The organism is Exiguobacterium sp. BRG2, from assembly GCF_031844245.1.
Classification (GTDB): domain Bacteria; phylum Bacillota; class Bacilli; order Exiguobacteriales; family Exiguobacteriaceae; genus Exiguobacterium_A.
In genome coordinates this window covers 59,438-72,259 of sequence record NZ_JAUZUW010000010.1, presented here as the reverse complement: position 1 = coordinate 72,259, position 12,822 = coordinate 59,438, and the positions used below count along the sequence as shown (strand labels likewise).

The following is a 12,822-nucleotide window of genomic DNA, read 5'->3' as shown; positions in this document are numbered from 1 at the left end:
TGCCAAGCGAGTCCGAGATGGTGAGAGCGGATGACCGGGTTTCTCTCTGAAAAAAGCCTCCGAGCTTCGTACGGATTCCGATATGGATGATGCTACGATGGGTTCTCCCATTATCGAGAGCATGTATGATTGTACATGTGAAGGTTCGTCTGGTGACAGGCGGACGAACAAAGGTGGTACCACGGGAAGCTGATTCTCGTCCTTTAGGCAACTAACGGGCGAAAATCAGCTTTTTGTCTACTACTGGAGGAATCATCATGCATTGGGCAGAACACACTGCAAGAACCATCATCGAACGTCAGCCAGATAAAGAGACTTACGTCTGTGCTGCCGGGATCAGTCCATCGGGTCCCGTTCATATCGGCAATTTTCGGGAAGTCGTCACGACGTACTTCGTTGCGCGTGCGCTGCAAGACCTCGGCAAAGATGTCCGCTTCTTGTTTTCATGGGACGATTACGATCGCTTCCGCAAAGTACCCGCGGATGTCGATCAAGCATTTACTCGATACATCGGGATGCCTTATAACGCCGTTCCGGCACCGGATCAATCCGACATGAGTTACGCGACGTACTTTGAGCAGCAATTCGAAACGATGCTGACAGCGTTCGAGATCACACCAGACTACCGTTATCAACATGAAGCCTATACGTCTGGCACTTATGCCGAACAAATCATCCACGCGTTTCGCCATCGTCACGCGATTTATGACATCTTGATCGACCATAAGACAGCGGCAGGATCCGATGCTGAGCGAGCAGCGTTTTACCCGGCGACCGTCTATTGTGCTGGTTGTGGAACCGACGCGACTACCATCGATGCATTCGATGAAGCTGAAGCCACGTACCATTACAGCTGTCGATGTGGTCATATGGCAACGGTCGATATGCGGACGGAACATCGGATGAAATTGAACTGGAAAGTCGACTGGGCGATGCGATGGGCACATGAAGGCGTCGATTTCGAGCCGGGTGGAAAGGATCATTCAGCAGCAAACGGAAGTTACACGGTTTCGTCCCGGATTGCGCAAGAAATTTTCCAACAGCCGGCACCGCTCTATCTCCCGTATGAATTCATTCGTCTAAAAGGGGAGTCGAAAAAAATGTCGAGTTCAAGCGGTGGTGTCTTGACTCCGCAAGATCTACTCGCCGTCTATCCACCGAGCATTCTTCTGTTCTTATTTGCGAAACATCGTCCGAATCACGCCTTTCATATCGGGCTAGATGAAGATGTGTTACGCAATTACAGTGAGTTCGAGCGTTTTGTCGCACACTCATCGCGTCAATCCGAAGACATTCAGCAAAGTCTGCGTTGGAGTCATCGTGGAACTGCTCATCTTGTTTCGTTTACGCAGTTGACGATGATTGGTCCGATGGTTGGTTTTGACCCTGATTTAATTGAAAATGTGTTTTGCGCGAGCGTTCCGCCTGAACAGATTGACCGTGCCCGTACTTTCGTTACGCAGTGGTGTCCGGAACGGGAACTTCAAATCAGTACTGTTCCGAATCGTGAACTACATGCGCAACTAACGGAAACGGAACAGGACTGGATCCAACGATTCGTCGTTGCTCTCCGAACGGATGAAGACATCCTCTCTGCCTTCTACTGTTTGACACGGCAAGCTGAAAAAAAGGAAACACTTCGCCTGCAGAAACACTATGCGACGCTACTCTATCAACTGACGATCAATCAATCCTACGGACCACGCATCCCGTTACTTGTCGCGACGATTGGACGGGAGCGAATGTCTGCGTTACTGGACTTTGTGAATGAGGAAATTACAAGAAGCAGGAAATCAAGGGACCAAGCCTGAAATGAAGGACAAAACCTTATTTTTATATATAGAAATTTAATTTCAAAATTAAATAAATAATATTGAATTAAAATTTCTTAATTGTATAATAAAGGGAGGGAAGAGAAAGGGTGAAGCAGATGTTAGATCAATTAGCAACGGAACGTCGGAATGAACAGACGATGCACCTCGATGAGATGACAGTCGAGGATGTTTTACGGGTGATGAACGCTGAGGATCAAACGGTCGCGACGGTCATTCGGGAACAAATTCCCGTCATCGCCGAAGTCGTCAAACACGTCATTGCGTCATTCAAAAACGGAGGACGCTTGATTTACATCGGTGCCGGTACGAGCGGACGACTCGGGATTCTTGACGCGGCAGAATGTGTGCCGACGTTCGGGGTCTCACCAGATATGGTCGTCGGTTTGATTGCTGGCGGCGAACGCGCGTTAATCAAGGCGGTCGAGGGGGCAGAGGATAGTCGGACGCTTGCCGTCGACGATTTGAAAGCGCTCCAGCTAGAAGCGCGTGATACGGTCATCGGGATCGCAGCAAGCGGTCGGACGCCGTATGTCATTGGCGGGCTTGATTATGCGAAGGAAGTCGGAGCGGTGACGGCAGCGATTTCTTGCAACACGGATGCGGTCATCAGTGGGCACGCACGATATGCAATCGAAGTCGAAACAGGTCCGGAAGTCTTGACGGGGTCAACAAGACTAAAGGCTGGAACGGCACAAAAGCTCGTCTTGAACATGGTTTCGACAGCGGCGATGATCGGTGTCGGCAAGGTCTATCAAAACCTGATGGTCGACGTCCAGTCAACGAACGAAAAATTGGAGATCCGGGCGAAGCGGATGATTTGTGAGGCGACAGGAGTCGATGCCGTAACGGCGGAGCGTGTCTTTAGTGAAGCACACGGGCACGTCAAGACGGCGATCGTCATGATTCTCGCGAATGTTTCGTATACGGAAGCGGTCGAACGATTACAGCAAGCGAACGGATTCGTCCGAGACGCACTCTAAGGGGGAAACACGATGAAGAAGGAAGAAGTGCTGGCACACGCGATTCTTGAGCACGTCGGTGGAAAAGATAATCTCCGGCAGCTTGCGCACTGTATGACGCGGGTTCGTTTATCGCTAAAGGATCCGACGCAAGCAGATATCGATGCGTTAAAGCGGATTGATGGGGTCATGGGGGTCATCGATGACGAGACGTTACAAATCGTCGTCGGTCCGGGAACGGTCAATCGGGTAGCAGACCACTTAAGTCGCGAGACGGGACTCGCAATCGGAGAAGAGTCCGTTGATCCGAACTTGACGCCAGAAGAACGAGCCGCCGTAGAACGGCAAAAAGTAAAAGCAAAACAACAGTCTCCGTTCAAACGCTTCTTGCGCCGAATCGGGAACATCTTCATCCCGCTCATTCCGGGTCTTGTTGCTTCCGGTATCATCAACGGTGGTGCGAACTTCGCAAAAAATGCGGGTGTCGATGAAACACAGACATGGATGCAGATTTTACTACTGATCGGTGGGACGGTCTTTTTATATCTCGCAATCCTCGTCGGGTGGAATACGGCGAAGGAATTCGGCGGCACGCCGGTGCTCGGGGCAATTGCCGGTGGGATTCTATTCAACCCCGTGCTTGCGGATATCACGATTTACGGGGAACCGCTCGTTGCGGGGAGGGGCGGCTTGTTTGGTGTCATCTTCGCAGCTTGGCTGATGACCTATCTTGAGAAGCACATCCGTCGCTTCATGTTCGCATCGATCGATATCATCTTTACGCCACTGTTGACGGTGCTGATCGTCGGATTCGCCTCACTCTATGCGATCATGCCGGTTGCTGGACTGTTGTCTGACGGAATCATGAAAGCAATCAATGCCGTGCTTGAGGTCGGTGGACCACTCGCCGGAGCCGTGCTGGCTGGCTTCTTCTTACCACTCGTCATGGTCGGTCTCCACCATGGATTGACACCAATCCATCTCGAGTTCTTGAACACGATTAGCAACACACCACTCTTACCGATTCTTGCGATGGCAGGAGCGGGTCAGGTCGGGGCGGCAATGGCGATTTTCGTCAAGACGCGCAATCCGCGCCTGCGTAACATCATCAAAGGGGCGATTCCGGTCGGATTCCTCGGAATCGGTGAACCGTTGTTATACGGTGTTACGTTACCACTCGGTCGTCCGTTCGTAACGGCATGTCTCGGCGCAGCAGTCGGTGGTGCCTTCCAAGCAACGATGAAGACGACCGCACTCGGTGTCGGCGTATCCGGGTTGTCATTGACACCGTTGATTGACAACGGAATGTACTTGACGTACATCGGAGGTCTCGTCATCTCGTACGCGGCAGGATTCCTGTTCACATACTGGTTCGGTTTCAAAGAAGAGATGGCAGACGGTATTTAACGTATTGAAAAGCAGTTGAATCCTTTGAAAAAGAAGGGATCAGCTGCTTTTTCCCTAAGTAGAGAAGTGAAGGAGTGAGTGTATGAAAGGATTATCAATCTATTTAAGTGAACCGATCACAGACGAGACGAGCGAGTGGCTACAGCGGATGAGCGCTGTCGGCTTTACGTCGCTCTTTACATCGCTACATATTCCCGAGGATGATTCTTCACTGTACGTCGAACGCTTGCAAGCGCTCGGTCATTTAGCACGTGAGCTCGGGTTCGAACTCGTGGCGGACATCGCACCAGCGTCGCTCGCGACGCTCGGCAAGACATGGGAGACGGCAGCGACGTTAACGGACTGGGGTGTGACAGGACTCCGTCTTGATTACGGCATCAGTCCGCAGCAAATCGCGACGTTATCGAACCAAATGATGGTCGCGCTCAATGCCAGTACGTTAACAGCAGACGAATTGACGGAGATGAAGGCACAGGGTCTGCGAATCGATCACACGGAAGCGTGGCATAATTTTTATCCGCGACCGGAAACAGGACTCGACCGGACGTGGTTTGACGAAAAAAACGCCTGGTTACAGGCGCAAGGATTACGGGTCCAAGCGTTCATACCGGGTGACGGAACACTTCGCGGACCATTATTCGAGACGTTACCGACACTTGAAGACCATCGGGGAGTGGCACCGTTCGCAAGTTATTTGGACTTAATAGCGACTGTCGACCGAATCCTTGTCGGCGATCCACGGTTGACGGAGGCTACGATTCGGCAATTCGAAGCAGAGCAAGACGGAATCATCGTACTTCGGGCAGTAGCGAACGGACAGCAAGCACAACGGGATACGGAAACGAATCGGTTTGATCCGGCGCGGGATGTCATTCGCTCCGTCGAGTCGCGGATGAGTCCGTCGACGATTGATCTGACACCGCAAGATCGGTCTGCCCGCCCGCTTGGCACAATCACGATTGATAATGAACGCTACGGGCGATACGCGGGCGAGGTTCAAATCACGAAACGTAATCTACCTGCGGATGAGCGAGTCAACGTTCTCGGACGTGTCGTTGAGGCCGATCAACCATTGATCGCACAGCTTGGTCCAGGAAGTAAATTCCGGATTGACTGGGTGGCGCCATGAGGCAGATCGTTGCCGAGCGCTTCGCCTATCTATACCGAGGGGAATTGTTCACGGTCGTCACGATTTTACCGCTGAGTTGGTTTGGGAATCGTGTCTTTCCACGACTGCAGTTATTTGAACTCAGTGCCTTTTGGATGTCACTGTTTTTGTTTGAGCTGTTGTTGATTCAAGGAGCTTGGTATTGGTACAGCAAGTCAAGGCGTCTGAAGAAGGAAGGAACGTCAATTACCCGAGAACCGGTCGTCCGACGATTACGTCACTGTCGTGTCATCAATCTGGATTTGATCGTTCTGACAGCGTGTGCGTTCGGAATCGACTGGATTCGTTTTCAATCTGAGCTTCCGGTGTATGGAATACGAATCACCTTGTTTCTATATATTTTCGCAATCCTTGAATATATCAATTATTTCCATATCCAACTGATGTACGATAACCGGTCAGATGTGCAATACTTAATACGGAACAGACGTTTGAAACGATCAGCATTGAATAAGGATATGCAACGACTTCGTAAAGTAGTCTGAGGGTTCATAGAAAATAGGAGGGATTGTATGCTCGATATGCTCATTCGTGGCTATCGAAAGTTACGGAAATTAAGAGGGCGTTGAGAAAAAGGAGGATATGTTGATGAATTGGCTCAATCAACCGTCGCGTATTAAAGAAGAGACACCGTTACGCTTCATGACGGATCCGGATACGGATTTTTGGCGCAACACACATTATCAGTTTAATCGTCAGACGGGGCATGCGTTGTTGCAGGATGCTCCAAATGGAGAATTCAAATGCCGGATTGAAGTGAAATTAAAACCGAATGCTACATATGATCAAGCGGGGATTTTACTTTATGTGAATGACGATCACTGGGTGAAAGTCTCGGCCGAGTTCATTCCGGATGGTCCATCACATCTGGGTGCCGTCGTGACGAGCTTTGGGTACTCGGACTGGTCGTGTCGGGATGTCGACAACACACTATTTGATGCACCGCTTGTCTTTGAACTCCACTATCTCAATCAAGATGTTACGTTGTATCACGTAACAGGAGAGCACAAAGAGCAACTCCGGATCGCACACTTACATGACGTGACCGATTTGAAGATCGGACCGTATGCGTGTAGTCCGGATGTAGAAGCGGCAGGGTGTGAAGTGGAAGCACTAGATTTCTCATTAGAAACTATCGTTAAATAAAACGCCATAGCAAATGGGGCTGACTCAAAAGTCAGTCTCTACAAAGATAAGGATGGCAGAATGATGATCTGCCATCCTTATCTCGTAACAAAAAGAATGACGCGTTTCGCGCCACTCCTACATGAAAAGCGCATTTATGCGCTGTCAGAGACGAACAAGACCCGCTTTCCTGCTTCAACGGAGCAGGAAAACTGGCTTGTGTCTCGCCTGAGGAAAGGGCGTGAAAAGACGCGTCATTCTTTTTTTGAGTCAGCTTCATTTTTTGATCGTAACTAGAGACTAATCAAAACTTAGCTGCTTGTTCCGGCATCTGTCCTGTGTATGACGATTGAGGTCTGAAGATCCGGTTGTCTTGCGATTGTTCGAGGATGTGTGCCGTCCAGCCGATGATACGGCTAGAGGTGAACGTCGGTGTGAACAGTTCTTTCGGAATGTCAAGTCCTTTTAAGACGGCTGCCGCGAAGAATTCAACATTCGTATACAGTTTTCTACCCGGTTTGTATTCCTCGAGTAAATCGATCGCTGTTTGCTCCATTTGTGTAATCAGGTTGAACCAATCGCTCTCTTGTGCGAGACCCTTTGAGACGACTTTCAAGGCTTCTGAACGCGGATCGCGTGTTTTATAGACGCGGTGACCAAAGCCCATCAATTTTTCGCCTTTTTCTAATTTGTTCCGAATCCACGGTTCGATGTTGTCGATCGTTCCGATCTCATTAATCATCTCAATGACTTCTGACGGGGCACCACCATGAAGCGGTCCTTTCATGGAGCCAATCGCAGCACAGACGCCAGAAATTATTTCCGATTCCGTCGAAACGACGACACGGGAAGCGAACGTCGAAGCATTCATACCGTGTTCAATCGTTAGAATCAGATACGCCGTCAGCGCTTTGATCTCGACGTCACTTGGTAATTGTCCTTTAATCATATAGATGTAATTCGCGACGTGATCGAGTTCCGGATTCGGTTCGATGAAGTCAGCGCCTTGATTTTTTTGATATTTATAGGCGATGATCGATGGCAAGAGTGCTGTTACGTGCATCGCCTGATCAATTGTCGGTGGCCAAGCGAAAGCGGGTGTGCCGAGTGCCGAGATTGCTGTTCGCATCGTACTCATGACATCCATCTCGTTCGGCAATGTATCGAGAATCGTCTTAATATAAGAAGGAAGTTCACGGTAGCTCGTCATCTGTTCCTTGAATGTGACCAGTTCCGCTTCAGTCGGGAACGCACCGTTCCAGATGAAATACGCCACTTCTTCGAATGAATAGGATAATGCGAGTTCCTTTGCCCAGTGTCCACGATAGATAAGGTGACCTAATGTTCCATCGACTAAACCGATTTGTGTTTCAGCGGCAATGATGCCCTCGAGTCCTTTTTTGTATTCCATCTTCAACACTCCTTTTCTAATATTTACTGTCAGTATGACTTACAACGATACCAAATCACCAGTTATTTGAATGCGTTTCCAAAATTATTCTGTGAAGCGCTATAATTAGAGGGCATTCTGTTTCATGAACAAATCAAATAGATAGTAACCATGAAGGAGTACATATGAATAAAGAAATGATCATTCGCTTATTGGGATTTTTCTTTGTATTACATGTCTTTTTAATGATCGATATTTTCTTTTCAGTGAGCCGAACGATTCTTGAGCCAATGGCATTAGTCGTTGCTTCATTGACCATGCTCATTCCCGTAAAACGATTTAAGCCACTAGAAGAACAAACGCTGTCGGTTTTCAAATCGAGTATCGCTGTCATAATAGGGATGCTCTTGATGAGCGGATTATTCTTACCCATCGTATTCCTCTTTGGATGAGTAACTATTGATCCGAAAATTTCACCAGGCGTTATTTAGGAATACGACGTGGAATAGACGTATTTTTGGCTTAGATGCCTGATTTATTCGACTATGTGAGATTCTAAATGACTGGTGGAGTCAATGGTGTGATCTGCGTAAATACGGAGTGATTTATGGCTTCCGATCATGACCGCATACTGCGCTCCTTTGAATAGCTCGATATCGTTCGCGTCGTTCCCGAAAGCAATGTATCCCTCGCTCTCGATACCAAGACTTTGTAAAGCAGTCCGTTTATTGATGCTGGTTGGACTGATATCCAATACTTGTTCCGATCCATGATAATGAACAACGACATCCATTCGAAGTAGCTCGTTTTCTAAGGATTTCAGATTGTTGGCACTCAAAATGAGGATTTTTATGATTCGATCATGGTGAGCTAGCGGAACATTTTGTGCCGTCTTACCCGGATCTAGATTGTTCAGAATAGGATGGTCTTGCGGTCCGTTATATGTATAATTCCAGTCACTATCGATTAAATATGTGGCTTTATGCTTGTCGAGTAATTCTGTGATAAAAGAAAGCTCACGATCGTCGAACGATTTTGATTGAACGATTGTTTGTTCCGATGCGACCAACGATCCGTTTCCGCCGATTAAGATATGATCGTGGAATGAAGGATGAATGACGGGTAGCATGTCACGGATAGGACGTGCCGAAGCAAAAATCACACGGTGCCCGTCGTCCTCGACTGCATGAAGCGCCTGTACGATGTCTTGAGACATCGGTTCTCCTTTAAAACAGATTGTTCCATCGAGATCAAATACAAAATTCATAAGCAACCCTCCAAAAGTCAGTTGATGCACTTATCATAACAAATATTTACAGATAACATACCAATTCCTTATTTTGAAAAAACAAAAAGACTCCAGTCAATGCTGAAGTCTAATCATTGGTACCTTATACAAAAAACGTATCTAATTGGTCTTGACGTTTATCAATCATAATCTGAGACTTTGGAATGTTAGCGCCTTGCAACACGTCAATCGTGTCACGGAGAAATTCATCACTACCAACGATATAGAACAAACCGTCCTTGTCCGCTGTCATCGCTTTGACAGCATCGTAGTAGGCAGCGCGACTCTCGACATAAGCGGGGCTAAACTGATCATGCGAAGGAAGCTGAGTTTTGAATAGTTCAGTTCGCGCAGAATCAACGTTCAACGAGTGCATGTGCGGAATGCCACTTCTATCAGCCTGATGTTGCAGGATGATTGGTCGAAACGTTGCCAGACCAACGCCGGCTGACAGTAAGTACACCGTACGATTTTCCCGACGTAGTGGAATGTTCGAATGCGTCTTAAACAAAGCAATCTTCTCACCTAGTTTCAGCTGCCGAAGTGTCTCCTTAAAGACGGAACATTCCGGTTTGATCCGCGTCGTGATGCCGATCGTTTCTTCATGAGGGAGCGTCGAGATCGACATATGCCGAATCAGACTACGGTTCGGTTTTTCACCTGCATTAAACCCTTCTAGCGCCATATGCGTATGGGCGCCTTCCTCCCAAACGAAACCATCCGGACGTTGCAAATGAAACGTATAGGTGTGTTCGCCTTCTTGCGTTACCTGCTCTAGGGGTAGCCAATCGATCTGCATCATTCATTCCTCATTTCTATATAAAGTATCAATAGACGGCAATCGGACCGTATGGACCTTCGATGATCTCAAGATGGGTCTCGAAGATCTCGGATAACAGCGCTTCATCCATGACTTCGGCGACCGTTCCGAAAGCGGCAATTTGTCCGTCCTTCATCGCACAGATGTGATCGGCATATTTCGCAGCAAAATTGATGTCGTGTAAGACGGTGATGATCGTCCGTCCAAACGTATCGGCGACGTGTCGCAGGTACCCCATCATCTGGACCGAGCGGGCGATATCGAGGTTATTGAGGGGTTCGTCGAGTAGAATGTATTCCGTTTCCTGACAGAGTACCATCGCGACATATGCCCGTTGCCGCTGTCCGCCCGATAATTCGTCGAGGTAGCGGTTCTCAAGCGACGTCAACTCGAGAAAATCGATGTATTTCGAGATGATCGTCTCATCGTCAGCCGTCAAGCGACCTTTTGAGTAGGGGAAACGTCCGAAGCCGACGAGCTGCCGGACTGTCAGCCGGGTTACGAAATGATTTTCCTGCCGCAGGATGGTGATGATCTTCGCTAAGTCTTTCGATTTGCTACTCGTCACATCCATCCCGGCGACTTCAATCTGCCCGGCATCAAGATCAAGCAAACGACCGATCATCATTAACGTCGTCGACTTACCGGCACCGTTTGGACCGATCAACGCTGTGAATCCACCTTTTGGGATCGTTAAGTCGATTGGACCAATTCTAACATCATCCGTATACGATTTTTTAACTTGTTCAAGTGATATCATAGGGACCTCTTTCTAAGCAACACGACAAGGAATATCAGTCCGCCGAACAGTTCGATGATGACAGAGACGACGCTTGGCGTGTTGAAAATGTGATACATGAAGAAATAAGCAGTCGTCAATACGAAGAAACCAATTGCGAATGCCATCGGGAAGACGTATTTGTGATCATACGTCGCAGCGACCTGATAACTGAGTGTCGCCACTAAAAAGCCGAAGAACGTCAACGGTCCAATCAATGCCGTCGACATCGACATCAGGAGTGAAATCAGAATCAAGAAGTAGATGACACTGCCACGATGATTGACACCGAACGATGTCGCGACCTCTTTTCCGAGTGCGACGACGTTGAGTCGTCTTGAAGAGAAGTAGAGCAACAGACCGACGATGAGGACGACCGGAATGACGATCGGGAAGTAAGATGCGTCGGCATTCGTGACCGAACCGAATAATCGTGCTTGTAAGATATCGAATTCGGACGGTGCAAGCATCTTACGCATGAATGACGACAGCGAGTTGAGACCCGTGCCGAGAATGATTCCGACGAGCAACATCAGCTGCAGGTTCGCGTATTTTCCGGATAAGAGCCATCCGTATAATAAGAGACTCATCGCGAGCATGATCGCGACCTGTGTCAAAAAAGCGCTCGTGCCGGTAAAGCCGACGAGTGCTCCCGCACCGAAGAAGAAGATCATCGATGTCTGGATCGTCGAGTAGAGAGCATCAAAACCAAGCAGGGATGGTGTGATGATTCGGTTGCTCGTGACCGAATGAAAGGCGACGGTCGCAAGACTTTGACAAATTGCTGCGATCGCCATCGTGATGACTGCCGTGATCCGGCGTTCGACGACCGGCCAAAAGGACGGAGAATCAAACGGAACCGGATTATTGTAGAGCAAGAGACCGATCGTACTGAGCACTCCGCCACTGAGGAACAGGATGAGGAGAATCCAGTAGCGGCGCTCGAGTCGTTTCGACTGAAACGCAGACGCCCGGCGATTGGTTTCACGTGTAACGCTCGGTTGAATTCGTGTATGTTTCTGTTGTCTAATCGCGGTACTCATCTGACACCTCCAGTCTTCCGTCGACGTAACAGAATGATGATGAAGACGGCTGCCCCGACCGTTCCGAGAATCAAGGAGACCGGCAGTTCAAACGGACGGATGATCGTGCGTGAAATCAGATCACTGATTAAAATCGTTGCCATCCCGATCAGACAGACCCACGGCAGATTACTACGGAGATCGTCACCGCGAAACATCGAGACGATGTTCGGAACGATCAAGCCGAGGAAGGGTAGGTTGCCGATGACGGTCGCGACGACACCGACGGATAGAGCGATCAGCCCAGTCGCGATCAGCATCAGTCGATTGTAGTTGACGCCAAGGCTCGTCGCGACGTCCTCTCCGAGTCCAACGAGCGTCAAGCGACTCGCGAGAAAGAAGATACAGACCGTGACACCGATGATGATCCAGAGGTATTCGTAGCGACCGATTTGGACGGACGCAAACGAACCGACGAACCAGCCTTCGATCGCTTGGCTGGCACGGAAAAACAACCCGAGAAACGTCGATATCGCGGAGATGACGGCTCCGAGCATCAGACCGATGATCGGGACGATCAACGATGAACGCAGTCGGACCGAACGGAGAAACCAGAAGAAGACCATCGTCCCGATGAACGCAAACACGATGGCTCCGGTCATCCGCATCATCAAGGACGGTGCCGGAACGAGTAAGTAAACGGCTAACAGTCCGAGTCCCGCCCACTCGATCGTTCCCGTCGTCGTCGGTTCAACGAGCCGATTTTGCGTGATCAGTTGCATGACGAGTCCAGCCATTGCCATCGCAGCACCCGTCAGCATCAAGGCGAGTGTCCGCGGAACACGTGTGATCCAGAACATATCGAAATCGTTCGCTGCACTCCGTAGTTCGTAGACGCCCGTGAAGAGGGAAGCCGCTGCGAGCGCTAAGACGAGACATAAGGTCAAGACGAACGGCTTCGTCCAAACGACAGAAAAGGAAGGTCGAGCGGGTGGCTCAACTCTTCCATTCATTTGTTGCTGTGCGTGTG

Annotated in this window: 13 protein-coding genes; 7 read left to right on the top strand and 6 right to left on the bottom strand. The window is 49.2% G+C overall.

Annotated features, from left to right (window positions below):
- Positions 1 to 257 precede the first annotated feature (257 nt).
- From lysS to Q9R23_RS12825, 6 genes are all read left to right on the top strand, one after another.
- Positions 258 to 1,811, top strand: coding sequence for a lysine--tRNA ligase (lysS, locus tag Q9R23_RS12850; RefSeq protein ID WP_311247218.1), 1,554 nt, complete (start codon positions 258 to 260; stop codon positions 1,809 to 1,811).
- A gap of 119 nt (positions 1,812 to 1,930) precedes the next feature.
- A complete protein-coding gene (murQ, locus tag Q9R23_RS12845) occupies positions 1,931 to 2,815 on the top strand; it encodes an N-acetylmuramic acid 6-phosphate etherase (protein ID WP_311247248.1) in 885 nt (294 codons plus the stop codon).
- A 12-nt stretch (positions 2,816 to 2,827) separates the two neighbouring features.
- The gene (locus tag Q9R23_RS12840; protein ID WP_214855779.1) at positions 2,828 to 4,201 is read left to right on the top strand and encodes a PTS transporter subunit EIIC; all 1,374 of its coding nucleotides are present in this window, start codon (positions 2,828 to 2,830) and stop codon (positions 4,199 to 4,201) included.
- An 82-nt stretch (positions 4,202 to 4,283) separates the two neighbouring features.
- Positions 4,284 to 5,330, top strand: coding sequence for a DUF871 domain-containing protein (locus Q9R23_RS12835; protein ID WP_311247217.1), 1,047 nt, complete (start codon positions 4,284 to 4,286; stop codon positions 5,328 to 5,330).
- Entirely contained in the window at positions 5,327 to 5,854 is a 528-nt protein-coding gene (locus Q9R23_RS12830) for a general stress protein (RefSeq protein ID WP_311247216.1), read from the top strand. Before Q9R23_RS12835 ends, Q9R23_RS12830 begins: the two co-directional genes overlap by 4 nt.
- Before the next feature lie 103 nt (positions 5,855 to 5,957).
- Complete coding sequence (locus tag Q9R23_RS12825; protein ID WP_311247215.1) at positions 5,958 to 6,515, top strand: DUF1349 domain-containing protein; 558 nt, start codon at positions 5,958 to 5,960, stop codon at positions 6,513 to 6,515.
- Positions 6,516 to 6,798: 283 nt separating this feature from the next.
- Here the strand turns inward: Q9R23_RS12825 and Q9R23_RS12820 are convergent, their stop codons facing one another.
- Complete coding sequence (locus Q9R23_RS12820; protein ID WP_311247214.1) at positions 6,799 to 7,905, bottom strand: citrate synthase/methylcitrate synthase; 1,107 nt, start codon at positions 7,903 to 7,905, stop codon at positions 6,799 to 6,801.
- Between the two features lie 164 nt (positions 7,906 to 8,069).
- Here Q9R23_RS12820 and Q9R23_RS12815 point away from each other — a divergent pair, with 164 nt between their 5' ends.
- On the top strand, positions 8,070 to 8,336 hold the full coding sequence (locus tag Q9R23_RS12815) for a hypothetical protein (RefSeq protein WP_290784667.1): 267 nt from the start codon (positions 8,070 to 8,072) through the stop codon (positions 8,334 to 8,336).
- A gap of 83 nt (positions 8,337 to 8,419) precedes the next feature.
- Here the strand turns inward: Q9R23_RS12815 and Q9R23_RS12810 are convergent, their stop codons facing one another.
- The 5 genes from Q9R23_RS12810 to Q9R23_RS12790 form a co-directional block, all read right to left on the bottom strand.
- A complete protein-coding gene (locus Q9R23_RS12810; RefSeq protein ID WP_311247213.1) occupies positions 8,420 to 9,151 on the bottom strand; it encodes an HAD family hydrolase in 732 nt (243 codons plus the stop codon).
- A gap of 124 nt (positions 9,152 to 9,275) precedes the next feature.
- A complete protein-coding gene (locus Q9R23_RS12805) occupies positions 9,276 to 9,971 on the bottom strand; it encodes an FAD-dependent oxidoreductase (protein WP_214855795.1) in 696 nt (231 codons plus the stop codon).
- A 28-nt stretch (positions 9,972 to 9,999) separates the two neighbouring features.
- Positions 10,000 to 10,752 carry an iron ABC transporter ATP-binding protein gene (locus Q9R23_RS12800; protein WP_058705311.1) on the bottom strand — a complete coding sequence of 251 codons (753 nt, stop codon included), beginning with the start codon at positions 10,750 to 10,752 and terminating at the stop codon, positions 10,000 to 10,002.
- Positions 10,749 to 11,813, bottom strand: a complete 1,065-nt coding sequence (locus Q9R23_RS12795) for an iron chelate uptake ABC transporter family permease subunit (protein WP_311247212.1) — start codon at positions 11,811 to 11,813, stop codon at positions 10,749 to 10,751. The genes Q9R23_RS12800 and Q9R23_RS12795 overlap by 4 nt, the downstream gene beginning before the upstream one ends.
- On the bottom strand, positions 11,810 to 12,805 hold the full coding sequence (locus Q9R23_RS12790) for an ABC transporter permease (protein ID WP_214855993.1): 996 nt from the start codon (positions 12,803 to 12,805) through the stop codon (positions 11,810 to 11,812). The genes Q9R23_RS12795 and Q9R23_RS12790 overlap by 4 nt, the downstream gene beginning before the upstream one ends.
- Positions 12,806 to 12,822: the final 17 nt, after the last annotated feature.